Origin of the sequence: Polymorphobacter fuscus, from assembly GCF_011927825.1 — a bacterium.
Taxonomy (GTDB): Bacteria; Pseudomonadota; Alphaproteobacteria; order Sphingomonadales; family Sphingomonadaceae; genus Sandarakinorhabdus; species Sandarakinorhabdus fusca.
In genome coordinates, this window is the sequence record NZ_JAATJI010000001.1 from 186,050 (window position 1) to 210,597 (window position 24,548).

Genomic DNA, 24,548 nt, shown 5'->3' on the forward strand with positions numbered 1-24,548 from the left:
AGTCCGTCCGAATCGTCAAGCCGACAGCCGCGCCATCGCCGACGACATCAACAGCAGCGCAGCGACCCCCGGATAGCGGAAGCGGAACTGCGTCTCCCCGTTCTTTTCCTGCACTTCGAGAAGGTCGTGCGGACCGGTGAAGCCCTTGAGGTCGCGTTCGAGAATCGACGGCACGCGGGCTTCGCCAAGCTCGGTGATGACGTCGTCGGCACTGAACATGCCGTCGGCGGCGCTGCCGGCGCGTGCGGCGGCGATCAGCACCGGCCATTGCGCCCGGGCTTCCTCGCGGCTGAGGCTGACCTGGACACGCCGCGGCAGCGAGGCATTCCATTCGGTCAGCACGCGTTCCACCGCGGTGGTGGCGTGCGTATCGGTGACGACGGCGCTGCGCGCATCGAGGGCGACGAGGCCGGCCTGGTGGGCGATAAGCCGGACGAGATAGGGCGACCCGCCCGCCATGACGGTCACGATCCGCGTCGCGCTTTCGGCGAACTCGATTTCGGCGGCAGCCTCGCCGATGCCGATGAGATCGGTGACTTCGGCCGACGACATCGGACGCAGCGGCAGGCCGACGACGTTGCGGCGCACCGAAGGCGCATAGCCGAGAATTTCGTCGAGATTCTGGGCGACGCCGGTCAGGATCAACTGCACCCGCGAGGCGCGATCCGACAGGTTCTTGATGAGCTCGGCAACGTCGCGGCGGAACATCGGATCGGCGACGCGGTCATATTCGTCGAGAATGAGGATGACGCGGGTGCCGGTCACATCGGCGAAGACATCGGCGAGTTCACGCGGACCGAATCCCGGTTCCAGCATCGCATCGAAATTGTCGCCGCTTTCCGCTTCGGGCGAATTGGGCAGGACCGACCGATGATAAAGACGCGGAATGCGCGCGGCGAAGGCGGAAAAGAGGGTTTCGAAGCGCGTGTCCGAACCGCAGCTGCCGTACAGCACGAGGTAGCGGGCCTCGCGTGCCGTTTCGGCAAAGACATGGACGAGGCTGGTCTTGCCGATGCCGCGCTCGCCATAGACGACGACATGCATGCGCTGCTGCTCGACGGCGTTGATCAGTTGCCGGAGCGCGTCGTGGCGGCCGGCGAAATGTTCGCGATCGACGACCGGCTGCGATGCACCCATTGCGTCGCGCAGCGCGATCTTGCGGCGCACCATCAGCGCGTCGGTGGATTGTTCGACTTCATCCGAGGCGGTCGCCGTGAAGCGCGGCAAAGTATCGACACGCCCCTGGTCGGCCGGATTGGCCCAAAGCCGGTCGAGAAACGACGGCCGTTCTTCCAGGGCGGCGCCGACGCTGGTTGCGGGAGGCTGGGCGAATGTCGGCGGTGCCTCTGCCTGCATGCCGGTATTTTCGGCCTGCTCGCCCAAAGCTTGCGACGCCTCATCCTGTACTGCAACTGACTCAGCGTGACCGCGACGTTTCCAGATCATTTACGCTCTATCCTCAACGCTATGGCCGTGTCTTCGCCTAGACGCTGAAAGCCGAAATTGCACGTGCTTTATAAGTGCCACACCCTGAAAGACGAATATCGTTAACGTCGGCAAGTGACCTTGCCGATACCCTGCCACATGTGTAGCACGCAGGGCTGTGACAATCTCAGCGCGTTTCCTTGCAACATCAGCGACGCCCTGCGGTCGCCGCCGCCGAGCCGTCCGTTCGGCGGACGGCCGGCGTTTGTGCGCGATGGTCGCGCTGCTGGCGGCGGCGCCCGTCGCCGCGGCGCCGAACACCGATGGCGACAACGGCCCGGTGCTGGGCGCCGGACTGCTGTCGACACCGATGGTGCAGGGGCGGGCCTGGACCGTCGGCTTCAACATGAACACGCTGAGTGACACCAATTTTCGCCGCACCAAGGAGCCGGAGGCCGGCGTGCGGCTGACCCCGTCGGTGTCGGCTGCGGTCGGTCTGCCCGTCGGACGGCAGCAGTTGTTTCTTGGCGGCGATTTCGGGCGTGACTATTTGCTCGGCAATCCGGAGTTCAACCGCAACCGCAGCTCGATCGGCGGCGGCGTGGCCTGGAAGCTCGGTTCGCGCTGTTCCGGAGTTGTCGGCGCCGAATATTCGAGCCGGTTGTCGTTCGTCTTCGACCAGGCGGAATTGACCGATAATGTGCAGAATACCGATGTGATCGCGGCGTCGGCGAGCTGCCAGACCGCCACCGGGCTGGGTTTTGCCGGCAGTGTGCGGAAGTCCGGCATCCGCAACGAACGACCGGAACGCGCCGCCTTCGATCTCGACAGCACGACCTATTCGCCCAGCATTTCCTATGGCACGCCGACGATCGGTCAGTTCTCGTTGAGCGGGAACTTCAACAATGTGTCGTACCCGAACCGTTTTGCTCCGACGATCGACGGGCCGGTCGGCGAGGGCGTCCGCATCTTATCGGGTCGGCTGGGCTATTCGCGCAATCTCGGTTCGCGGCTCCAGCTGTCGTTCGGCGGGTCGTATCTGAAGACGACGCCGTCTCCGGGGGTCATCCTGGCGATCGATGCCAATGGACAGGTCGTCCAGGTGCCGCGCGACAGCTTTACCGGTAGCGGTTTCGACTTTTCGCTCGATTACAGCGCCTCTAGCCGGCTCAGCATCGGCATCATGGCGACACGCAATGTGCGGGTCAGTCCGAATGTCGGTGCGCTGTTCATTGTTGCGCAAGGCTATTCTGCCAATGTGAACTACAAGCTGAGTTCGAAGTTGGACGCGGGCGTCGGCGCCACGCACTACAGGAACGATTATCGGGGCAGCTTCACGACGCCGGACGAAGTCCGGTTGCGGAACAATGACACGACAACGCGGGTCTATGCGCAACTCGACTATTCGCCGGTTGCCCTGTATTCGATCGGTGTCGTCGTGGCGCATCAACAGCGCAACGCCGACCCGGACGATTTCGATTTCAAGAGTACGACAGCGCTGCTGCGGTTGCGTGTAAAGTTTGGGAGAGGTTGATGACCGACACGATCGATCGCTTTCGACGGGCGCTGGTGACGCTGGCACTGCTGCTGGTCGCCGCCATTGCCGTCGTCGGCATGGCGGACCGCGCGCAGGCGCAGGAGGCGGGCTATGTGCTTGGGCCGGATGATACCGTGCAGGTCGTTGTCTATGGCCAGTCGGAATTCAACATCACCACCCGGATCAAGTCCGACGGCACCATCGTCATGCCGCTGATCGGGTCGGTCAAGGCCGCTGGCCGGACCAACCTGAGCCTCGCCGCTGCGATCACCGACGCGCTGACCAAGGGCGGGCTGCTCAAGTCGCCGATCGTCAACGTCGAGATCATGAACTATCTCAGCAAGTCGGTGAACGTCGCCGGCAAGGTCGCGCAGCCGGGGATCATCCCGCTCGACCGTCCGTATCGCGTTCTCGAGGCGCTGTTGAAGGCCGGCTGGGTCAATGATGCCGGTGCGACCTATATCTACCTGCGCCGTCCCGGACAGGAAGAAATGCGCCTCGATGTCGAGGACCTGGTGCGTGGCGGTCCCGACAAGGACCTGCTGCTGCGTGGCGGCGATACGTTGTTCGTGCCCGATGCCGACCTGGCCTTCCTCACCGGGCAGATCAACAAGCCCGGCGGTTTCGCGGTGCTTCCCAACATGACGATTCGGCAGGCGATCGCCGCCGCCGGCGGTGTCACCGCCTCGGGGTCGTCGAACAAGGTCGGCCTGATCCGCGGCAACGCCAAGGAAGTCGATGTGGACACGAATCAGATCGTGCAGAAGAATGACGTGATCGTGGTCAAGGAGCGGTTGTTCTGACCCGCATTCCGGCGCTTAGTAGAGGTAGTCGCTGATGAGCATCATGCAATTTCTGCGAATTCTGATGGTCCGGCGGTGGATCATCATCATCTCGCTGGTGACTTGCGTCGTCGTTGCCGTCGCAACGGCGAAGTCGTTGCCGGAGCGCTATGACGCGCGGGCGCGCGTCATCCTCGACGTCGTCAAGCCCGACCCGGTGACCGGCCAGATGCTCGGCGGCCCGGCGGTGCGATCCTACATCAAGACGCAGACCGAGTTGATCCAGGATTATCGCGTTGCCGGTGACGTGGTCGATCGTGCCGGCTGGCTGCAGAACCCGGCGGTCATCGCCGCATGGCAGGCCGATACCGGCGGTGTCGGCGACATGCGTCGCTGGGCGGCGCAGCGCATCATCAACGCCACCAATGCCGGGATGGTCGACACCTCGAACATTCTCGAAATCACCTATGAAGGCCCCAATCCCGAAGTCGCCAAGACGATCGTCAGCATGCTGCGCGACGCCTATATCGACGCCAGCCTGCGCTTCCGCACCGACAGCGCCGGGCGGACGGCCGACTGGTATCGTGAACAGTCCGATCGTGCCCAGCGGGCCCTGGTTGCCGCCGAAGACGCGATGAACAAGTTCGAAAAGGACAATGGCATCGTCATGGGGCCGCAGAACGCCGAGGCGGAGAGCAGCAAGCTCGCCAGCCTTCAGGGCGCCCTGATGGCCGCACGCGCCAGCGCGACGGACCGTGACTTCGAGGCGACGCGCGCCGCGACGACGGCACCAGTTGTCGACCAGCTCAAGGTGCAGTTGGCGACGCTCAACGACCAGATCGGCCAGGCCGGCGAGCGGTTGGGCACCGAGCATCCGACCTACAAGGCCTTGCTGTCGCGCCGCCAGATGCTGAACAGCGAGATCTCGCGCGAAACGGCTGCGGCGCGGGCCGCCGGTGCCATGCAGAGCGGGTCCTCGGCCTCGTCGATCGCGCGTCTCAACGCCGAATATGAAGCGCAGAAGGCGCTCGTGCTCGGCATGAAGGGCAAGCTCAACGAGCTTGGCCAGTTGCAGCGCGAAGTCGAACTGCGGCGCGACCAGTATCAGAAGGCGGCCGCACGCACGGCCGACCTGCGCCTGCAGGCCAATCTGTCCGAAAGCGGGCTCGTCGTCCTGGGCGACGCGATGGCCAATGGTGCGCCGTCGTTCCCGAAATGGCCGATGATCCTCGGTATGTCGGCAGGCTTCGGCCTGGCGCTTGGGATCGTCATCGCGATGATCACCGAGCTGATGGCGCGCCGCGTGCGCGGGGTCGAGGATCTGGCCTTTGCCACCCGGGCGCCGGTTCTGGCGATTGTTGCCGAGGGCAATCGCACCTCCTGGCTGGACCGTATCCGCAATCGTTTCTCCAGCGGTCGCAAGGCCACAGCTGAATGGCAGCCCGCACAATGACCGACACGTCGAATGTCATCGATCAGTCGGGCCAGGTGGCGGTTACCGGCGCCGCGGGGCAGGGCTTTGACTCGCCCATCCGCGACGTGCTGTTGCGGCTGGGCTATCTGACCGAGGACCAGACCCAGCGGGTCGTCGCGTATCAGGCAGAAAAGAGCCTGGATTTCGACCAGGCGGCGCGCGAGCTCGGCTTCATTAGCGATGATGATCTCGACCGGGCCCGCGACCTGCTGATCAACAGTCTGGCGCTGCAGAGCACCAACCGGCGACCGGTTTCGGACGAGCTCGTTGTCATCAACGAGCCGGTGTCGCCGCGTGCCGAAGCGATCCGCATGCTGCGCACGCAGATCATCGCCCAGCACATCAAGGTCGGGCGGCGCGGCATCGTTGTCGCTTCGCCGGTCGAAGGCGTCGGCTGCACCTTCATGGCAGCCAATCTGGCGGCGGGGCTTTCACAGGTCGGCGTCAAGACGCTGATCGTCGATTGCAACCTCCGCTCGCCCCGGGTCGACCAGGTGTTCGGGCTCGACCCCAATGCCCCCGGCCTGTCGAGTTACCTTTCGCTGCAAGTGGCGCGGCCGGAGCGGGTCGTCCATGCCAATGTGCTGCCCAATCTTTCGGTGATCACCGCAGGGCCGCCGGTGCTGATGCCGCAGGAGCTGTTGTCGTCCAACCGCTTCCGCGACGGCGTCAACACATTGTTGCGCGAATTCGACATGGTGCTGTTCGATACCGCCCCGGCAAATTCGAGTGCCGATGCGCTGACGGTCGGCGGTGTCGTCGGCTATGCCATGGTCGTTGCGCGACGCGACCACAGCTACTTCAAGGACGTGACGACGCTCGTCAACCAGCTGCAATCGACACGCTGCACCGTCATCGGTTCGGTTCTGAACGAATTCTGATAGTGGCGACAATCGCACCTGCCGGCCCGGTCGATTGGTCGGCCCTGGCTTCGCGCTACTGGCTGCTGGTCATCGGTATCCTGGCGATGACGTTGCCGACTCTGGTGTCGCTGGCGCGTGGTCCCTGGTCGATGGAATCGGGCGTCCATGGGCCGATCGTCGTCGCGACCGGCGGCTGGCTGATCGCCCGTCGGCTTCCGGACATCCGTGCCTATCGTCGCGACGGCAGTTTCGCCCTGGCGCTTGCCGGCGTGTTGGTGGCAATTCCGCTTTACGCGTTCGGCCGCGCCTATGATTTCATCAGCATCGAGACGGCGGCGCTGCTGCTGGCGCTGGTATCGGTGGCCTATTATTATCTCGGTGCCGTCGTCATCCGGATGCTCTGGTTTCCGATCTTCTATCTCGGCTTCGTCATCCCGATCCCGGGCTGGGTGCTGGATACGGTGACCCAGCCGCTGAAGCTGCTGGTGTCCGAAGTCGTGACCAACGGCCTTGCCGCCTTCGGCTATCCGGTCGCCCGTGTCGGCGTGACGATCTACGTGGCGAGCTATCAGCTGCTCGTCGAGGATGCCTGCGCCGGCCTCAATTCGCTGGTCAGCCTGTCGGCGATCGGACTGTTCTATGTTTACATGCTGCGGGGCAGCAACTGGCGCTATTCGATGCTGCTGCTGGCGCTGGTGGTGCCGATCGCCATTGCGGCGAACATGATCCGCGTCGCCGCATTGGTGCTGATCACCTATCATTTCGGCAATGCTGCGGCGCAGGGCTATCTCCACAACTTTGCCGGGATGGTGACGTTCACCTCGGCGCTGCTATTCATCTTCCTTGTCGACAAGCTGCTGACTCCGGTGCGCAACGCGCTGGCGCCCGATCGGCCGGAGGGCGCATGAACCGTCGCGATATCCTGCTCGGCGGCGGCCTGATTGCCGCCGCGGCCAGCGCCGAGGTGTTGCGGCCGCGCGACCGGCTCGTGCTGCTGCCCGAGGGGCGCGCGCTCGAGGAGATCGTCCCCAAGAAGATCGGGTCGTGGCGGCCGATCGAATCGGACGCGTTCGTGCTGCCGAAAACCGAGGGCAGCCTTGCCGACCGGCTCTACAACCAGACACTCACGCGCTTTTACGAGGCTCCCGACCGGCGGCCGGTGATGCTCGTCATCGCCTATGGCGCGGTTCAGAACGATCTGCTGCAGCTGCATCGTCCGGAGACCTGCTATTCGGCGGTCGGCTTTGCCATTTCGGATTCGCGGCCGGGATTGGTCCGGCTGAGTGATTCGGCGAAATTGCCGACCCGCGAGCTGACGGCGCGGTCGGAAACCCGGGTCGAACCCATTCTCTACTGGACGCGCATCGGCGACGACCTGCCGACCACCGGCCGCGAGCAGCGCTGGGTGAAGCTGCGCCAGCAGATGCGCGGCTATCTCGCCGATGGTGTCCTGGTGCGGATGTCGACGGTGGGCGAGCCCAGCGCCGCCACGTTCGTGGAACTTGGCGACTTCGCGCGCATCATGATGGAAACGATGAAGCCCGCCGATCGTCCTGCATTCATCGGACGTCGACTCGCCGGCGAGATGGCATAGCCCTACAGGGGCCGGGCGCCGCGATTGTGCACCGCAGCAAAAATCTGCGTGTGTTCAGCTTTGGTCATTTGTAAAAGGCTGCAGAATGAACCAGATGAAAGCGAGGGTCGCGAGGCCGAGGGCGACAGCAGCGAAATGATAGGACATGGAACTCTGTTTGATGGCTTCGTTGCCAAGGTAATTGGTCGTCGCGCAGCCTATTGCGGCGACGAGATACTGCCACAGATGGTCGCGCGGCGCGCCCTGCGACCGTTGCAGAAACAGCACAATGAGGCCGGCAAAGACGATGATCGTCGTCCAATCATATGGTGTTTCCATGATGTTCCCTCAATGCTCTTGGCTGCCATTACATCATCTTCAGCCTTTTGCACTACTGACATGCGAACGGTGGCGCGGGGGCGTGGCGATTTTGTCACGAGCTGCGCATTGCTGATGGCGATGGGCGGCACGGAATGAACGATCCCCAGGTGAACCTGTATCGGCAGGCCGAGCGGTCCGGCGGGCGTGCCGGTTTGCCGCTCGACGTGGCGACGTTCGCCGTGCGGATCGTGGAATTCCTGGTGGTGCTGGGCAGCGGCAGTCTCGCGATCCTGCTGATCCACAATGGGCTGACCGAATCCGAAGTCGCGGTCCATCTGCGCGTCGTTCTCATCACCGGCATCGCCTTTGCCGTCCTCGCCGAAAGCCTTGGTTGCTACGACCTCGATGCGCAGTTTTCGCTCCGGATGGCGTGGCAGCGGGTGGCGACCAGCTGGCTGACCTCGGCGCTGTTCATGATGACCCTCGGGTTCATCCTGAAAGCGTCCGATTCGGTGTCGCGATCCTGGGCCGGTGGCTGGTTTGCGGCGGGCGGGCTGGCGCTGCTGCTGTCCCGCGGGGCGACGACCGTCTGGGTGCGCCGGCTGAAGAATCGCGGCACCTTCAACCAGCGGGTGGCGGTTTTCGGGGCCGGTCCGCAGGGGGTGCGTTTTGCCGATTATGTCTTGAAGCACGACCGGTTGACGATCTCGCTGGTCGGGTTTTTCGATGACCGCCGTGACGGTCGGGTGCCGTCGGCGGCCGCAACCGTCCCGGTGCTCGGCAATCTTTCCGCGCTGATTTCGCTGATTCGCGATGGGCGCGTCGACCAGGTCGTGGTCGCCTTGCCATGGTCTGCCGAAGCGCGGCTGCAGCAGGTGGTCAGCCGCCTCGCGCTGACGCCGGTGAAGATCCGTCTGGCGCCCGACCTCGCCAGCTTTGCCTTTGCCCGGCGGCCGATCGTGGTGCTTGGCGACATCCCGATGCTGACGCTGTTCGAACGGCCGATCTCGGGCATGGATGCGGCGCTCAAGCTGGTCGAGGACAAGTTGCTGACGCTGACCATCCTGGCGTTCACCTGGCCGATCCTGCTCGCCATCGCCATCGCCGTGAAGCTCGATTCGCCGGGTCCGGTGTTCTTCCGCCAGCCGCGGGAAGGCTTCAACAACCGGCCGTTCCGGGTTTTCAAATTCCGCACCATGTATCACAACCGGTCGGAATTCGACGCCATCCAGCAGGCCAGCCGGTCCGATCCGCGCGTGACACGCGTCGGGCGAATCCTGCGGCGGACCAGCCTTGATGAGCTGCCGCAGCTGTTCAACGTCTTGAACGGCGACATGTCGCTGGTCGGGCCACGGCCGCATGCGGCGTCGACGCGCGCCGGCGGCCGGCTGTTCTCCGATGTCGTTGCGTCCTATGCCGCGCGGCACAAGGTCAAGCCGGGGATCACCGGCTGGGCGCAGGTCTGTGGCTGGCGTGGCGAAACCGATACCGAGGAAAAGCTCGTCAAGCGGCTCGAGCATGACCTTCACTATATCGAGAACTGGTCGCTGGCGTTCGACTTCTACATCCTGTTCCGGACCATCGGCTCCGTATTGCTGCCCAAAAATGCGTTCTGAATCGCTTTCGCAGCCGCGCTGGCTGGGCGCGCCCGTTACCGATGCGGAGCTGCGGGCCGATGGCAACGCCTTCACGCTCATGCGCTGGATCCTGGCGTCGACGGTGATGTTCTCGCACGGGTGGGATTTGACCCAGCCGTCGCAGGGGCTCGATCCGTCCGTGGCGATCCTGGGCCAGCCGGTCAGCCGGCTCGCGGTTCTGCTGTTCTTCTCGCTCAGCGGATACCTGGTCATCGGCGGGCTGCTGCGGCGGGGCGTCGGCACTTTCCTGAAAAACCGGGCACTGCGGTTGATCCCGGGGCTGTGGGTCATGCTGATCGTCGTGCCGGTGCTGCTGTGGCTGGTCTGCGGCACCACCCCGGCAGCGGACTTCTTCACCCATCGCGAGACCCTGGCCTATGTCTGGCGCAATGCCCTGCTGATCGGCGGCGCCTATACATTGCCGGGCATTTTCCTGGATTCGCCGTCGATGGCGGTCAATGGCTCGCTGTGGACGATCCCTTATGAAGTGCGATGCTATCTGGCGCTGGCGTTGCTCGCGGGCCTTGGCTTGGGGCTGACGCGGCGGCGGCTGACGATCATCCTGCTCGCGGGGCTGGCGCTGCACCTGGCCTTGCCCGAAAATCTGATTCCGCCGCTCATGCTGGCGCGGCGGTTGGGCTTCGCGTTCTTCGTCGGCGTGCTGGCATGGCTGTGGCGTGAGCGGATGAGCCTGTCGTGGCCGCTGGCCGTCGCCGGCGTGGCGGCGGCGCTGCTGGTTCCGGTCGAAAACCGGTACCAGCTGCCGGCCATCGAGATTGCCCTGACCTATTTCGTCATGGTCGCAGCCTTCCGGATGCCGGCGGCGATCAAGACCGCCAGCCAGCGGCTGCCGGACTATAGCTATGGCATCTATATCTATGCCTTCCCGGCGCAGCAGGTGGCGTTGCACTTCGGTGCCGCCGATCCGCTGGCGAATATTGCCTGGGGGTTTCTCATCACCCTCCCGCTCGCCGCGCTGTCCTGGCACCTCATCGAGGAACCGGCACTGTCACTCAAAAGAGTGCGCTAACCCGAACGGGTGCAAACTGTCGGCAGGCTTTACAGTTCCAAATCTAGCCAAAAGTAGTAGGTGCGCATTTTCATACGCTTAGCGTTACGAACGCAATTGGCATGGGCCTTGCATAGACTTTCGCAAGGGGATGTTCTCCGGATTTCCCGAGTGTTTCCAAACCTTTACCCTTTGTTAAATCCTTTGCGGAGTGGCTCTAAATGTCGAAGATCAAGCTCATCATGGCCGCTGCGGTCGCAGCGGCATCCCTGTCCTCCACTGCAGCGCATGCTGTCATCGAAACCTTTGCGACGTTCAGCAGCCCGACATCGGCCGCCAATGTGCGCTGGGTCAACAACGGCGTCGGCAAAACCTCGTCGGTCACCAACACCTCGACCGGCACCGGCGGCTATTTCTACACCATCGGCTCCGCGACCGGTACGGTTCCGGCCTCGACCATCGTGGCATTCAACTTCCTCCAGCCGGTTCTGGCGACTGTTAGCCCGATTTCGGCTGACTTCTTCATGGACATTACGGTGACCAACACGCCGGCATCGACCATGGGCGGGTTCAGCATCCAGATCGTTCCGACTGGCTCTTTCTCCTTCACGAGCCGTCAGGCCGTGACCGTCGGCAATGTCACCTATGCAGCGGGCTCCAACCTGCTGACCGGCACCTTCTCGGCCGGGTCGATCTTTGGTGCTTCGACGTCGGGTTCGTTTTCGGGCAATTCGGACACTGGCGTCCTGACCTATACGTCGGACTTCCTCGATTTCGACGCCACCGCGGCGCGTGATTTCTCGATGTCGATGACCTCGATCACGCCGTCGATCTTCCGCACCACCGGTCGTGCACTGCGCACCTTCACCGGTGTTGCCGGCGGCAGCTTCTCTTCGGATCCGGCGCCGATCGTCAATGCCGTTCCCGAACCGCAGGTCTGGGGCATGCTCGTCGTCGGCTTCGGCCTTGTCGGCGTCCAGGTTCGCCGCCGCGCCCGCAACGGCAGCGTCGTCGCCTGATCGTCTGACGCATCGCAAAAAGGGCCTGCCGGCGGCGACGTCGGCAGGCCTTTTTGTGTCTGGTGCCTGCGGACATGGAGGCTGTCGCCTGCGCGCAACTGCATCGGCCGCAATGCCGGGACACCGCGCAAGCGCTGCCGTGGCTCCGTATTTCGGGCCGGGTCGCGCACGGCCTTCGCTTCGGCCGGAGGGACGGGTGCGCGAATCCCTGCAGTTTGTGGCAAAATGACCCCGCCGCCGTAGCGCGTGCGACAGGCAGAGGCTGCGCCCCGATTCCCGCTTTCCGATCGAATGGCAACACCATGGTCGTTCGAGCTTGATTCCGGACATATTCGTGCCCTAAACGGCATCTAACGATAATGAAGCGTCGTCATGCCATATGGCGGGATCATTTCGATGTGATCGCTTGGCCCCGCCGGGGCCGCACGTTATGGCTGTTGGGCGGGGATTGCGCGCAGGGGATCAAGGGCAAAACCAATGACCGATATTGCAACTCTGGCGGCGGATGCGCGGCCGGCGCGCCTCGAGCCCGTCAGCAACCCGATCCGGACGCGGGCCGATTGGGACGATCTGCGAGCGGCGGTGGTCGCCGATCCGGGTGCCGTCCATGGCGCGATCGCGGCGCGCAACCTGCACTGGCTGGTCCCGCTTGCGGATGGCACATCGGCGTGGCTCGCCTTCGACGGCACGGGCTGGTCGGGTTGGGACGCAGCCACCGCCGCGCCCGTCACCCCCGACCTGGCCGCCGATTTTGCCCCATGGACGCGGGCCTTCAACGATGACGACGCGCCGCATTTCCGCTGGTTCGATGGCGCGCGGACCAATTGCGGCTTCAACGAGGTCGATCGGCATGTCCTCGCCGGCCATGGCGACGAGACCGCCTTCATCTTCGAAGGCGATCGCTGGGACATGGCGCAGGACCAGGGCCGCGGCGCGCCGGTCGATTGCTATGGTGTCAGCCGCAAGCGGCTGCTGCTCGAAACCGCCAAATGCGCGATCGCGCTGAAGAACCTGGGGCTCAAGGCCGGCGACCGTATCGCGCTCAACATGCCCAACATCCCGGCGCAGCTCTACTGGACCGAAGCGGCCAAGCGGATCGGCGTGCTCTACACCCCGGTGTTCGGCGGCTTTTCCGACAAGACGCTTTCGGACCGCATCCATGACGCCGGCGCGCGGATCGTCATCACCGCCGATGGCGGCTATCGCATGGCGCAGATCGTGCCGTTCAAGACCGCCTATACCGATCCGGCGCTCGACAATTATGTCCCGGTGCAGGTGGCGTTGCGGCTGTTGGCCGATCGGCTCGCCGGTGACGATCTCGGCCTGTCGGCGGAGATGGCGGCGGCGATGGTCGAAACCGTCAGCGCGACGCTGAAGGGCGAAGTCACCGTCGAGCGCGGCGATGTCATGCGCGGCGTCGGCCGCGCGCTGGCCGAACTGGGCAAGGCGGGAACCGTCGATTCGACCGCGGCGGCGCGAATCCGCATCGCGGTCGCCGAAAGCCTGGTGGCGACGCCGCCGCGCGTCGACGCCGTGGTCGTCGCGCGCCACACCGGCCAGCCCGATATCGTCTGGCGCGACCGCGACCTGTGGAGCCACGACCTGACCAACAAGGCGCTGGCCGAAATCCTCGCCGCCGCCGGCGTTGCTTCGGAGGCCGAACTGCTGGCACTGCCGGACACCGATTTCGTTCGCGCCATCTGGGCGGCAGCGCCGGTGCTGCCGGTCGATGCCGAATATCCGATGTTCTTCATCTACACCTCGGGGTCGACGGGCAAACCCAAGGGCGTCGTCCATGTCCATGGCGGTTACGCCGCCGGGATCGCCGAAACGATGAAGGTGGCGTTCGATGCGCGGCCCGGCGACGTGCTGTATGTCGTTGCCGATCCGGGCTGGATCACCGGCCAGAGCTACATGATCTCCGCCCCGCTGCTGACGCGCGTGACGACGGTGCTGGGGGAGGGGGCGCCGGTGTTCCCGCATTCGGGGCGCTTCGCCGCGATGATCGAGCGGCACGGCGTCACCATCTTCAAGGCCGGCGTGACCTTCCTGAAGGCGGTGATGAGCGACCCGCAGAACCTGAAGGACATCCAGAATTACGACATGGGCGGCCTGCGCGTCGCGACCTTCTGTGCGGAGCCCTGCTCGCCGCCGGTGCAGGCGTTCGGCATGGCGAATGTGACGCCGCAATATATCAACAGCTATTGGGCCACGGAACACGGCGGCATCGCCTGGACGCATTTCTACGGCAACGACGATTTCCCGCTTGCCGCCGATGCGCGGACCTTCCCGCTGCCCTGGATCGTCGGTGATGTCTGGGTGGAGGACGAGGCCGGCGACGGCCAGGCGGTGGCGCCGCTGGCGCGTGCCGGCGGCGGCGGCGGCGTCAACTGGCGCCGCGCCGATGTGGGCGAAAAGGGCGAAATCGTCATCGCCGCGCCCTATCCCTATCTGGCGCGCACCGTCTGGGGCGACCCCGAGCATTTCACCGTCGTCGATGGCAGTGTGGCGGCCGGCTGGAAGGGCGACGCCGAGCGTTGGGACAGCAATTACTGGCGGCGCTGGAATGGCGTCTGGGCCTATACCCAGGGCGATTTCGCCGTGCGGCATGCCGATGACGGCTTTTCGCTCCATGGCCGGTCGGACGATGTCATCAATGTCTCGGGCCACCGCATGGGCACCGAGGAGATCGAAGGCGCGATTTTGCGCGACAAGCAGCTCGACCCCGACAGCCCGCTCGGCAATGTCCTGGTGGTCGGTGCGCCGCACCGCGAAAAGGGGCTGACCCCGATCGCGTTCGTGACGGCAGCGCCGGGCCAGACTCTGACGCGCGACGACTTCCGCCGCCTGTCTGACCTGGTGCGGCAGGAAAAGGGCGCCGTTGCGGTGCCCGGTGATTTCATCGAGGTCAGCCAGTTCCCTGAAACCCGCAGCGGCAAATATATGCGGCGGATGGTGCGGGCGATCGTGGAGGGCGGCGACGTCGGCGATGTGACGACGCTGCGCAACCCCGAAAGCCTCGATGAGCTGAAAAAGGTGATCGGCGACTGGCAGCGGCGGCAGAGCCTGTCCGAAGACCAGCAGATCTTCGACCGCTATCGCTATTTCCGCATCCAGTACAACGAAGTCGCGCCCGGGCAGAAGGTTGCGACGGTGTTCGTCACCAACCCGCCGGTCAATGCGCTGAACGAGCGCGCCATCGACGAGCTGGTCATCGTTGTCGAGCATCTGTCGCGGCGCGACGATGTCGTCGCCGTCGTCTTCACCGGCGACGGCACGGCGAGTTTTGTCGCCGGTGCCGATATTCGCCAGTTCCTCGACGAAATCCACACGATCGAGGAAGCGCGGGTGCTGCCCAACAACGCCCAGCTGGCGTTCGCGCGCATCGAAAGCATGGGCAAGCCGTGCGTCGCCGCGATCCAGGGCGTCGCGCTCGGCGGCGGCATGGAATTCGCGCTGGCCTGCCATTGGCGGGTGGCGGAGGCGCATGCGCGCTTCGGCCAGCCCGAAATCCGGCTGCGCCTGCTGCCCGGCTATGGCGGCACGCAAAGGTTGCCGCGCCTGCTCGCCGAAAAGCGCGGGCCGGAGGGGCTGCGCGATGCGCTCGACCTCATCCTTGGCGGCCGCAGCATCGATGGCGAAGCGGCGCTGGAAATCGGCCTTGTCGAAACCCTTGCGACCGGTGCCGATGACGCGCTCGGCCTCGCCCATGCCGCGGTGCGCGAGTTCGTTCGCCATGGCGAGAACAGCAAGCTCGGCCGCGTCTGGGCGGAACGCCGCAAGGCCGCCAAGGGCGCCTGGCAGCAGCCGGCGCATGTCGATCTCGACGAAGCGCTGGCGGATGACTTTGTCCAGCGCATTCTGCGCCAGCTCGAATGGGCCGGCCGCGCGACCGCCGGCGAACGCGCCATCGCTGCGATCCGCGCCGGCTGGACCGAGGGCATGGCCGCCGGGCTGGAACGCGAGGCGCAGCTGTTCGCCGAAGCCGTGGTCGACCCGCAGGGCGGCAAGACCGGCATTCGCGAATTCCTCGACAAGAAGAGCCCGCCGCTGCCGGTGCGCCGCAACGGCGTCTTCATCGACAGCGAGCATGACGCCCGGGCCGAGCGGCTGGAAGCGGCCGGCGACCTGTTGCCGGTCGGCGCACCCTTCTTCCCCGGCGTGACGGCGATCCCTGGCCACCAATATGCCTTTGGCATTGCGCGCGACGCCGATACCGGGGCGCCGCGGTTCGGCCAGCCGGCGACGCATGAGCGCGAGCTGATCGTGCCGGTGCCGGCACCGGAGCCGAACGAGGCACTGGTCTATCTGCTGACGTCGGAGGTCAACTTCAACGATATCTGGGCGTTGACCGGGATTCCGGTGTCGCCCTTCGATGGCCATGAGGAAGATTTCCAGACGACCGGGTCGGGTGGCCTGGCATTGATCGCGGCGCTGGGCTCCGAAGCGCGGGGCGAGGGCCGTCTGAAGGTCGGCGACATGGTCGCGGTCTATTCCGGCACGTCGGATCTGCTCAGCCCGGCGGCCGGCCGGGACCCGATGTTCGCCGATTTCAGCATCCAGGGCTATGAAACCAAGACCGGCAGCCACGCCCAGTTCCTCACCGTCCAGGCGCCTCAGCTGCATGCCGTTCCCGGCGACCTGACGCTCGAACAGGCGGGCAGCTATATCCTCAACCTCGGCACGATCGTGCGCTGCCTGTTCACGACGCTGGAAATCGTCGGCGGCAAGACGATCTTCATCGAAGGCTCGGCGACCGGGACCGGGCTCGATGCGCTGAAGTCGTCGAAGGCCAGCGGGCTGGCGGTGACCGGGCTGGTGTCGAGCCCGGCGCGCGCGGAGTTCGTGACGCTGAAGGGCGCGGTGGGCGCCATCGACCGGACCGATGCGCGCTTTGCCGCGCTTTACACGCCGGTTCCCGATGGGGCGGAGGCGTCGCGGGCGTGGGAGGCAGCGGGCGCACCGCTCGTCGCGGAATACAAGCGCCTCAACAATGGCAAGCTGGCCGATTATGCCGTCAGCCATGCCGGCGAGACGTCGTTCCCGCGCAGCTTCCAGCTGCTCGCCGAAGGGGGCAAGCTGGCCTTTTATGGCGCGTCGTCGGGCTATCACCTCGGCTTCATGGGCAAGCCAGGGGCATCGACCGCCGAGGCGATGCTGCAAAAGGCCGGTGCCCGGGGCGGCGAGGCGATCCTGATCTTCTACGGTCCCAATTCGACGGCGCTCGCCGACGAAACCGGGCTGGAGATGATCGAGGCGGCGCGCGGCATCGGCGCCCGCACCGTCGTGGTCACCACCACCGATGGCCAGCGTGAATTCATCCTGTCGCTGGGTTTCGAAGATGCCGTGGCGGGGGTCGTGTCTCTGGAAGGCATCAAGCGGCGGGAGGGGGCCAATTTCGAATGGCCCGACACCATGCCGCGTTTGCCGGTAGCGCGTGCCGATATCGAGGCCTTCCGCGAAGCCGTGCGCGAATTCCAGGACAAGACGCTCAAGCCGTTCGGCAGTGCCGTCGGCAAGTTGCTGCGATCCCCCGACAACCCGCGCGGCGCTCCCGACATCGTGCTGGAACGTGCCGGGCAGGACACGCTCGGGGTCACCTCGGCGCTGGTCAAGCCCTTCACCGGGCGGATCGTTTATGCCGAGGACATGGCCGGGCAGCGCTATAATTTCTACGCGCCGCAGGTGTGGACGCGGCAGCGGCGGATCATCATGCCGACCGCCGAAATCCTCGGCACGCATCTGTGCAATGCCTATGAAGTGACGCGGATGAACGACATGGTCGCAGCCGGGCTGCTCGACGTAACCGAGCCGACGGTGGTGCCATGGGAGGGATTGCCCGAAGCGCACCAGTCGATGTGGGACAACCGCCATTCGGGCGCGACCTATATCGTCAACCATGCGCTGCCGGCGTCGGGGCTGCGCAGCCGTGACGAACTGTACGAAGCCTGGGCGGCCGAAGCCCCTGCGACCTCGAACTGAAAGAACCGACGATGGGCAAGACCACCACCGCCGCAACAACTGCGCCTGTCGGCCGCCTGGCCGGCAAAGTCGCGCTGATCACCGGTGCCGCCGGCAATCTGGGGCAGAATATCGCCCGGCGCTATCTGGCCGAAGGCGCCACCGTGGTGTTTTCCGGGCGCGACCGCGCGCGGACCGACACGGCGCGCGAGGCGGCAGTGGCGGCGGCAGAGGTCGACAGCGATCGCGCCTCGACGGTGGTCATCGACGGGGCCGACGCCGAGAGCGTGCGCGCCGGCATCGCCGAAGTCGTCGCGCGCCATGGCCGGATCGACATTTTGGTCAACAATGCCGGGTCGGCCGGCCCCAAGCAGCCACTGGAAAACCTGCCTCTGAGCACCGCCGATCTGGCGGCCCTGCAGGCCGCGGGCAGCACCGACAGCGAGACAGTGGGCGACGCCGCGCGCAACATCATGGTCGTCGCCTGGAACATGGTGCGCGCCGCCGCCGGCGCGATGGGGGAGGGCGGATCGATCATCAACGTGTCGACGATCTTCTCGCGCACCGAATATTATGCGCGCGCTGCCTATACCGTTCCCAAGGCGGCGATGAACGCGCTGTCACGCGAACTGGCGACGGAGCTGGGGCCGCGCGGCATCCGCGTCAATTTGCTGTTCCCGGGGCCGATCGCCAGCGAGCGCATCCGCAACGTCTTTGCCGCCATGGACGGCCTGCGCGGGGACGAAGCCGGCGCGACGGCGAACCATTTCTTCGACCTGATGGCGCTGGAACGCAGCGTCGATGGCGCTGCCCGCGCCAAGACCTTCCCGACCCCCGCCGACATTGCCCACACCTGTGTCTTCCTCGGCTCCGATGAATCGGCGGCCTTCTCCGGCCATGATTTCGAAGTCACCCATGGCATGGCGGTCCGGCCCGAATCGCGATCGACCTTCACCTCGCGGCCGACGATGCGGTCGATCGACGGCGGCGGGCTGGGGGTGCTGGTCAGCGCCGGCAGCCAGCTCGACGACGCCATCGCGATCGCCCGTGTGCAGGCCGATGCGGGTGCGGAGGTACTTCTCGGCTTTCATGCCAGGGCGGCCGCCGAGGACGCGACAGCGCAGCTGGCGGACACGCCGCGCATTCACGTCGTGCATTTCCCCCGCCACGACAATCTCGTCATGGACCGGGTGCTTGCCGAGTTCACCGCCACCTGCTGCCCGGTGACCGGCGCCATCATCCTGCCGACGCGCGCCGCCGGCTATTTCACCGGCGCGATTGGTGACGCCAGCGACGCGCAGGTCGAACGCTTTGTCGATGACGAGCTGGAAGCCAATATCGCCGTGGCGCGCACGCTCAGCCGCTATTGGAAGCGGCACGACGGCCTGCTCCACGATCCGCGCTTCGTCTTCGTGTCGAACGGCGATGATGGCGCCGGCAACGCCTATGCCAATCTGCTGCGCGCCGCATTGGAGGAGCTGATCCGCGTCTGGCGCGACGAAAGCGCCGTCGACGCTGCGCATGGCCGGCGCGACAAGCCCGAATGGGGCAACCAGATCGTCCGCTACACCAATGCCGAGCCCGAAAGCCTGTCGTTCGCCGCCGGCCAGGCAGCGCGGATCGTGCTCAAGGAGCGCAAGATCGACCCCGTCAATCTGTACCTGCCCGAAAGCATCGCCGAAGCGACCGGCGCGCGGCGCGCAATGGTGGGGACGACCGAGAACATCACCGGCCTTCACCTCGGCAAGGTGGCGCTGATCACCGGCGGCTCGGCCGGCATCGGCGGCCAGGTCGCGCGGCTGCTGGCGCTCGCGGGGGCCAAGGTGATGATGGTCGCCCGCCGAGAAAGCGAGCTGGCGGCGGCACGCGAACGCATCGTCGGCGAGCTGGAAGACATCGGCTTTTCGGGCGTCGAGCGCCGGGTGCGCACCCTCGCCAATGTCGATGTCGCCGACATGGCAAGCCTGAAGCATGCCGTCGACGAGACGATCAAGGCATTCGGCCACATCGATTATCTCATCAACAACGCCGGCGTGTCGGGGGCCGAGGAAATGGCCGTCGACATGGACCTGAAGGCGTGGCGCAACACGCAGAACGCCAATCTCATCTCCAACTATGCGCTGATGCACATGGTCGTGCCGATGATGAAGGCGCAGGGCTCGGGCTATATCCTCAACGTGTCGAGCTATTTCGGCGGGGAGAAGTTTCTCGCCGTCAGCTACCCCAACCGCACCGACTATGCGGTGTCGAAGGCCGGGCAGCGCGCCATGGTCGAATCGATGGCGCGGCATCTGGGGCCGGAAATCCAGATCAACGCGATTGCGCCGGGGCCAGTGGATGGCGACCGGCTGGCGGGGCTGGGCGGCAAGCCCGGGCTGTTCGAACGGCGCGGCCGGCTGATCCTGGAGAACAAGCGGCTCAACGCCGTCTATGCCGCAACCATCAAGGCGGTACGCCGCGGCGAGAATGTCGAGACGATATTGGGCCGGTTGGCACGCAACGACACGGTGCAGTTGAGCCACGACAAGGCGGTGCCGCAGGAACTGCGCGACCTGGCGCTGGCGTGCGCGCGCGAAGGCGATGAAAGCTGCTGCTGGGATCGGTACCTGCTGACACCGGCGCTGGCGGCAAAGCTGGTCAAGCGGCTGCGGCTCGGCGGGTTTTTCCTGGGGCTGGGCTGGGCGAGCAAGCCCGATGACGGCTGGCTGCTGCGCTTCCCGCCCGATGACATGCCGTGGCTGCCGGCGGCGCAGATCGGCCGTGAGGCTGCCAAGGTCCGGTCGGGGGTGCTGTCGCAGCTGCATCTCGGCAAGATGCCGACCGAAGGCGAAGTCGCGCAGGCGACGGTGTTCTTCCTTGCCGACCGCGCCGTGTCGGGGGAAACCTTCATGCCGTCGGGTGGGCTCAACGTCGAACGCTCGACGACCGAGCGCGAGTTGTTCGGCAGTCCCAGGCAGGAGCGCGTCGACGCCATGGCGGGCAAGACGGTCTGGCTGGTCGGCGAACATCTGGTCGACTACCTCGCCGAAAGCGCGCGCAGCTTCCTGGCCGCCGGCGTGGCCCGGGTCGTGCTGCTGCCGATGACGGCGGCGGGCGGTGCGGCGCTGGCGACGGCGATCGACGGCGGTAACCGGGTGGAAACGCTGGTCGTCGGCGACGCCATCGAGGACAGCCTCGACGCGGCGCTCACGCAATGGGGCCGGCCGACGACGATCGTGTCGACGCCGTTCAAGCCGCTGCCCGATGCGCTGTTCGATGGCCCGACGCCGCTCGATGGCGCCGGCTTTGCCGATGTCGTGGAAACCAACCTGACGCATCATTTCCGCGTCGCGCGCAAGGCGTCGCTGTTCGATGGCTGCCAGATCGTGCTGGTGTCGCCCGACGTGCCGATGGGGCAGGGTGGCGGCTCGGCGTTCGCACTGGCGAACTTCGTCAAGACGACGCTGCACGCCTTCACCGCGACGATCGCGGTCGAGAACGAGCGGCTGGTCCATGACGTGCCGGTCAACCAGATCAACCTGACACGCCGCGTCCGCTCCGAGGAACCGCGCAACGCCGCCGAGCATGACGAGGAGGTCAAGCGCTTCGCCCGCGCCGTGCTGCTGGCGGGAACGCCGCTGCCCGATGCCGAGGATTCGCGCTATCGGGCGCGGGTCTATCGCGGCGTGTCGATCACGGTCTGAGCCGCGGGCGGCGATCGTGCGCCGCCCCGCGATCAGAGGGTCAACGGACCATGGTCGAGGCGCGGCAAAACGTGCCGCGCGAACAGGTCGCCTTCGGCGGCGTGCGGATAGCCCGACAGGATGAACGCATCGATCCCCATTGCCTGATAGGCGTGGAGCTTGGCGAGCACCTGGTCGGGGTTGCCGACGATGGCGGCGCCGCAGCCGGAGCGGGCGCGGCCGATGCCGGTCCACAGATTGTCCTCGACATAGCCGTCGCTGGCGGCGTCGCGCAGTTCGGCCTGGCGCAGCACGCCGACCGACTGCGAGTCGAGCGATTTGGCGCGGATGGCGTCGCCGGTGGCGGCGTCGAGCTTCGACAACAGCCGGTCGGCATAGGCGCGCGCCTCGGCCTCGGTATCGCGGACGATGACATGGGCGCGATAGCCGAATTTGAGCGTCCGGCCATAGGTGGCGGCGCGGGCGGTCATGTCGTCGATGATGCCCTGCACGACGGGGGTGGTGTCGGGCCACATCAGATAGACGTCGGCGGCGCGGGCCGCGGCATCGCGCGCGTCGGGGCTGAGTCCGCCGAAATACAGTGGCGGGCATTTGCCCGAGACGGTGGTAACGCCGGGCGGGTCGAGCTTGAGATTGTAATGCTCACCCTGGTGGTCGAGCGCCTCGCCGTTGAGCAGCGTCTTGAGGATCGTCATCACCTCGACGGTGCGGCCGTAGCGCGGCTTCGAGGCCAGCGTTTCGCCCGGCAGGTCCGACGAGATGATGTTGATGTTGAGGCGCCCGCCGGCGATCCGGTCGAGCGTCGCGATCTGGCGCGCCAGCTGCGGCGGCCAGGCTTCGCCGGTGCGCACCGCGAGCAGCAGCTTGATGCGCCGGGTGAGGACGGCGATGGCGGCGGCAAAGGCGGTCGAATCGATGCCGAGCGCATAGCCCGACGGCAGCAGCACATTGTCGAAGCCGCCGGTTTCGGCGCCCAGGACAATGTCGCGGCAATGTTCGAAGCTGGATTTCAGCAGCGGGTCGGGCACGCCCAGAAATTCATAGTCGTCGTCGCACAGCGCCGAGAACCAGCTGACTTCACATTGGGTCATGGCAGATCTTCTCCCAGGGACGCGACCAGGATGGCGTACCATTCGGCGCGGGTGAAGCGCACCTTGTAGGCGTCGGCGCTTTCGGCGATGCGGCCTTCGTTCTGGCTGCCGACGATCGGGATGATGCCGGCGGGGTGCGCCATGATCCAGGCATAGGCGGCCGCGGCGACGCCGACGCCATGGCGCTGGCCATGCGCCGCCAGCGCGGTCTTGACGGCGACGATGCGGCTGTCTTCGGCAACCTTGCGGCCGGGCCGCGGATCCCCCTCGCCAAGCCGGCCTTGCCCCAGCGGCGACCAGGCCATGACGCCCAGCCGGTGTTCCATCGCGCCGTCGAGCGTGCCGTCGAACAGCGGTGCCGTTGCCAGCGGCGAAAATTCGGGCTGGGTCGACGCCAGCGCCGATGTCAGGTGCCGCGCCAGCGCGCGCGTCTGTGCCGGCGTGTGGTTGGAGACGCCGACCGTGCCGATCTTGCCTTCCGCCACCAGCGCATCGAGCGTCGCGGCGACATCGGCGGGATGGGCCAGCATGTCGGGGCGGTGCACCTGCCACAGGTCGATATGGTCGACACCCAGCCGGGTCAGCGATGCCTCGACCGCGGCGCGCAGATAGGCGGGCGACGAATCATAGGGCACGCCCATGCGGATGCCGCCCTTCGACGCCAGCACGATCCGGTCGCGCAGTCCGGGGCTGTCGGCGAACACCCGGCCGAGCAGCGCTTCCGATGCGCCGAACGGCTCGTCATTGTCCGGGCCATAGATGTCGGCGGTGTCGAAGAAGGTGATGCCGGCGGCGAGCGCCGCTTCGACGCGGCGGCGGGCGGCGGCAACGTCATCGCCGGCGAAGCGCCACATGCCCCACGCCATTGGCGAAACCTGCAATGCGGACTTGCCGAGCGGCCGGGGATCGGGAGAAAGAACGATGTCATCCATGACACGCCAATGCCCGGAGCCTTGCCAAATGAAAAGTACCGATGTCATCCGCTATGGAATTGTCGGGACCGGCATGATGGCGATCGAGCATATCGCCAATCTGGCGCTCACCCCCGGCACCAGGGTCACCGCCATCGCCGACCCGGTGACGTCGTCGCTCGATCGCGCGGCCGCGGCCATCGGCCATGACGTCGCGCGCTTCGCCGATGCCGAGGCGCTGGCCGCGTCGGGCCTGTGCGACGCCGTTGTCATCGCCTCCCCCAATTTCACCCATGCGCAGGTGCTGCCGCCGCTGATGGCCGCCAACCTGCACATCCTGTGCGAAAAGCCGCTGGCGACGACGATCGCGGACGCCCGCGCCATCGCCGATGCGGCAAAGGCCTATGGGCGGGTGTTCTGGACGGCGATGGAATATCGCTTCATGCCGCCGATGGCCGAATATGTCCGCCAGATCCACGATGGCCGGGTCGGCCGGCTGCACATGCTCGCCATCCGCGAGCATCGCTTTCCGTTCCTCGTCAAGGTCGGCGACTGGAACCGCTTTTCGGCCAACACCGGCGGCACGATGACCGAAAAATGCTGTCATTTCTTCGACCTGATGCGGCTGATCGTCCAGTCCGAACCAGTGCGCGTCTTTTGTTCGGGCGCGATGGACGTCAACCACCGCGACGAACGCTATGATGGGCGGACCCCCGACATCATCGACAACAGCTTCACCACCGTGGATTTCGCCAACGGCGTCCGCGCCATGCTCGATTTGTGCATGTTCGCCGATGGCGCCGAACAGCAGGAGGAGATCGCCGCCACCGGCGATGCGGCGCGGCTCGATTGCTTCATCCCGGCCGGCGCCATCGTCCACAGCCCGCGCGTCGGCTTCATGAACCCCAAGCAGGCGACGCGCGACGTCATCCATACCGATGGCGCGGCGCTGGCGGCGGGGCAGCATCATGGCTCGACCTTCTACCAGCACCAGCATTTCGCCGCGGCGGTGCGCGGGCAGGGGCCGGTGATGGTTACCGCCGATGATGGCCTGCGCGCCGTGGCGATGGGGCTGGCGGCGGAAATGAGCGCGCGCGACAAGCGCGTGGTGGCGATGGCCGAACTGGGGCTTTGACCGCCACCGCTGTTGCCGCGTTGCAACAGCGGCGGCGTTTCGCGGCAGCGTCGATTGACGCACAGCGAAGAAAGGCTTTGTTGCGGCAATCGATCGACCTGGGAGAAACCCCGGCGACGGCTTTGGG

At 65.9% G+C, this 24,548-nt stretch carries 16 protein-coding genes; 12 read left to right on the forward strand and 4 right to left on the reverse strand.

Features of this window, described 5'->3' with window-relative positions; translation table 11 throughout:
• Positions 1-15 precede the first annotated feature (15 nt).
• The gene (locus GGQ62_RS00945; protein WP_152576909.1) at positions 16-1,446 is read right to left on the reverse strand and encodes an AAA family ATPase; all 1,431 of its coding nucleotides are present in this window, start codon (positions 1,444-1,446) and stop codon (positions 16-18) included.
• Positions 1,447-1,699: 253 nt separating this feature from the next.
• Between GGQ62_RS00945 and GGQ62_RS00950 the strand changes: the two genes are divergently transcribed.
• The 6 genes from GGQ62_RS00950 to epsI are packed head-to-tail and all read left to right on the forward strand — an operon-like array spanning position 1,700 to position 7,675.
• On the forward strand, positions 1,700-2,959 hold the full coding sequence (locus GGQ62_RS00950; RefSeq protein ID WP_152576908.1) for an outer membrane beta-barrel protein: 1,260 nt from the start codon (positions 1,700-1,702) through the stop codon (positions 2,957-2,959).
• On the forward strand, positions 2,959-3,765 hold the full coding sequence (locus GGQ62_RS00955) for a polysaccharide biosynthesis/export family protein (RefSeq protein WP_152576907.1): 807 nt from the start codon (positions 2,959-2,961) through the stop codon (positions 3,763-3,765). Before GGQ62_RS00950 ends, GGQ62_RS00955 begins: the two co-directional genes overlap by 1 nt.
• A 34-nt stretch (positions 3,766-3,799) precedes the next feature.
• Entirely contained in the window at positions 3,800-5,197 is a 1,398-nt protein-coding gene (locus GGQ62_RS00960; protein WP_152576906.1) for a Wzz/FepE/Etk N-terminal domain-containing protein, read from the forward strand.
• The gene (locus GGQ62_RS00965; protein ID WP_152576905.1) at positions 5,179-6,099 is read left to right on the forward strand and encodes a CpsD/CapB family tyrosine-protein kinase; all 921 of its coding nucleotides are present in this window, start codon (positions 5,179-5,181) and stop codon (positions 6,097-6,099) included. The genes GGQ62_RS00960 and GGQ62_RS00965 overlap by 19 nt, the downstream gene beginning before the upstream one ends.
• 2 nt (positions 6,100-6,101) lie before the next feature.
• Positions 6,102-6,989, forward strand: coding sequence for an exosortase V (xrtV, locus tag GGQ62_RS00970; protein ID WP_243446616.1), 888 nt, complete (start codon positions 6,102-6,104; stop codon positions 6,987-6,989).
• Positions 6,986-7,675: an exosortase-associated protein EpsI, V-type gene (gene epsI, locus GGQ62_RS00975; RefSeq protein ID WP_152576904.1), complete on the forward strand. Its 690-nt coding sequence runs from the start codon at positions 6,986-6,988 to the stop codon at positions 7,673-7,675. The genes xrtV and epsI overlap by 4 nt, the downstream gene beginning before the upstream one ends.
• A gap of 54 nt (positions 7,676-7,729) precedes the next feature.
• Here the strand turns inward: epsI and GGQ62_RS00980 are convergent, their stop codons facing one another.
• Positions 7,730-7,993, reverse strand: a complete 264-nt coding sequence (locus GGQ62_RS00980) for an XrtV sorting system accessory protein (RefSeq protein WP_152576903.1) — start codon at positions 7,991-7,993, stop codon at positions 7,730-7,732.
• Between the two features lie 134 nt (positions 7,994-8,127).
• Here GGQ62_RS00980 and GGQ62_RS00985 point away from each other — a divergent pair, with 134 nt between their 5' ends.
• The 5 genes from GGQ62_RS00985 to GGQ62_RS01005 all read left to right on the forward strand — a co-directional run bounded on the left by GGQ62_RS00985 (position 8,128) and on the right by GGQ62_RS01005 (position 21,284).
• On the forward strand, positions 8,128-9,591 hold the full coding sequence (locus tag GGQ62_RS00985; protein ID WP_152576902.1) for an undecaprenyl-phosphate glucose phosphotransferase: 1,464 nt from the start codon (positions 8,128-8,130) through the stop codon (positions 9,589-9,591).
• Positions 9,581-10,642 (forward strand): acyltransferase family protein, encoded by a 1,062-nt coding sequence (locus tag GGQ62_RS00990; protein WP_167649421.1) that lies wholly within the window; start codon positions 9,581-9,583, stop codon positions 10,640-10,642. Before GGQ62_RS00985 ends, GGQ62_RS00990 begins: the two co-directional genes overlap by 11 nt.
• 200 nt (positions 10,643-10,842) lie before the next feature.
• The gene (locus GGQ62_RS00995) at positions 10,843-11,640 is read left to right on the forward strand and encodes a PEPxxWA-CTERM sorting domain-containing protein (RefSeq protein ID WP_152576900.1); all 798 of its coding nucleotides are present in this window, start codon (positions 10,843-10,845) and stop codon (positions 11,638-11,640) included.
• 477 nt (positions 11,641-12,117) lie between these two features.
• Positions 12,118-17,622, forward strand: coding sequence for an AMP-binding protein (locus GGQ62_RS01000; protein WP_152576899.1), 5,505 nt, complete (start codon positions 12,118-12,120; stop codon positions 17,620-17,622).
• Positions 17,623-17,633: 11 nt separating this feature from the next.
• Positions 17,634-21,284 carry an SDR family NAD(P)-dependent oxidoreductase gene (locus GGQ62_RS01005; protein WP_152576898.1) on the forward strand — a complete coding sequence of 1,217 codons (3,651 nt, stop codon included), beginning with the start codon at positions 17,634-17,636 and terminating at the stop codon, positions 21,282-21,284.
• Positions 21,285-21,316: 32 nt separating this feature from the next.
• On the opposite strand, the gene GGQ62_RS01010 is transcribed toward GGQ62_RS01005, so the two are convergent.
• Positions 21,317-22,375 (reverse strand): LLM class flavin-dependent oxidoreductase, encoded by a 1,059-nt coding sequence (locus GGQ62_RS01010; protein WP_152576897.1) that lies wholly within the window; start codon positions 22,373-22,375, stop codon positions 21,317-21,319.
• Positions 22,372-23,307, reverse strand: a complete 936-nt coding sequence (locus tag GGQ62_RS01015) for an aldo/keto reductase (protein WP_152576896.1) — start codon at positions 23,305-23,307, stop codon at positions 22,372-22,374. The genes GGQ62_RS01010 and GGQ62_RS01015 overlap by 4 nt, the downstream gene beginning before the upstream one ends.
• A gap of 28 nt (positions 23,308-23,335) precedes the next feature.
• Between GGQ62_RS01015 and GGQ62_RS01020 the strand changes: the two genes are divergently transcribed.
• Positions 23,336-24,421 (forward strand): Gfo/Idh/MocA family protein, encoded by a 1,086-nt coding sequence (locus tag GGQ62_RS01020; protein ID WP_153401093.1) that lies wholly within the window; start codon positions 23,336-23,338, stop codon positions 24,419-24,421.
• Positions 24,422-24,548: the final 127 nt, after the last annotated feature.

Excerpts from the sequence above, each read along its gene's own strand:
- GGQ62_RS00945 (WP_152576909.1), bottom strand. The coding sequence starts at position 1,446 with ATGATCTGGAAACGTCGCGGTCACGCTGAGTCAGTTGCAGTACAGGAT.
- GGQ62_RS00950 (WP_152576908.1), top strand. The coding sequence starts at position 1,700 with ATGGTCGCGCTGCTGGCGGCGGCGCCCGTCGCCGCGGCGCCGAACACC.
- GGQ62_RS00955 (WP_152576907.1), top strand. The coding sequence starts at position 2,959 with ATGACCGACACGATCGATCGCTTTCGACGGGCGCTGGTGACGCTGGCA.
- GGQ62_RS00960 (WP_152576906.1), top strand. The coding sequence starts at position 3,800 with ATGAGCATCATGCAATTTCTGCGAATTCTGATGGTCCGGCGGTGGATC.
- GGQ62_RS00965 (WP_152576905.1), top strand. The coding sequence starts at position 5,179 with ATGGCAGCCCGCACAATGACCGACACGTCGAATGTCATCGATCAGTCG.
- epsI (WP_152576904.1), top strand. The coding sequence starts at position 6,986 with ATGAACCGTCGCGATATCCTGCTCGGCGGCGGCCTGATTGCCGCCGCG.
- GGQ62_RS00980 (WP_152576903.1), bottom strand. The coding sequence starts at position 7,993 with ATGGAAACACCATATGATTGGACGACGATCATCGTCTTTGCCGGCCTC.
- GGQ62_RS00985 (WP_152576902.1), top strand. The coding sequence starts at position 8,128 with ATGAACGATCCCCAGGTGAACCTGTATCGGCAGGCCGAGCGGTCCGGC.
- GGQ62_RS00990 (WP_167649421.1), top strand. The coding sequence starts at position 9,581 with ATGCGTTCTGAATCGCTTTCGCAGCCGCGCTGGCTGGGCGCGCCCGTT.
- GGQ62_RS00995 (WP_152576900.1), top strand. The coding sequence starts at position 10,843 with ATGTCGAAGATCAAGCTCATCATGGCCGCTGCGGTCGCAGCGGCATCC.
- GGQ62_RS01000 (WP_152576899.1), top strand. The coding sequence starts at position 12,118 with ATGACCGATATTGCAACTCTGGCGGCGGATGCGCGGCCGGCGCGCCTC.
- GGQ62_RS01005 (WP_152576898.1), top strand. The coding sequence starts at position 17,634 with ATGGGCAAGACCACCACCGCCGCAACAACTGCGCCTGTCGGCCGCCTG.
- GGQ62_RS01010 (WP_152576897.1), bottom strand. The coding sequence starts at position 22,375 with ATGACCCAATGTGAAGTCAGCTGGTTCTCGGCGCTGTGCGACGACGAC.
- GGQ62_RS01015 (WP_152576896.1), bottom strand. The coding sequence starts at position 23,307 with ATGGATGACATCGTTCTTTCTCCCGATCCCCGGCCGCTCGGCAAGTCC.
- GGQ62_RS01020 (WP_153401093.1), top strand. The coding sequence starts at position 23,336 with ATGAAAAGTACCGATGTCATCCGCTATGGAATTGTCGGGACCGGCATG.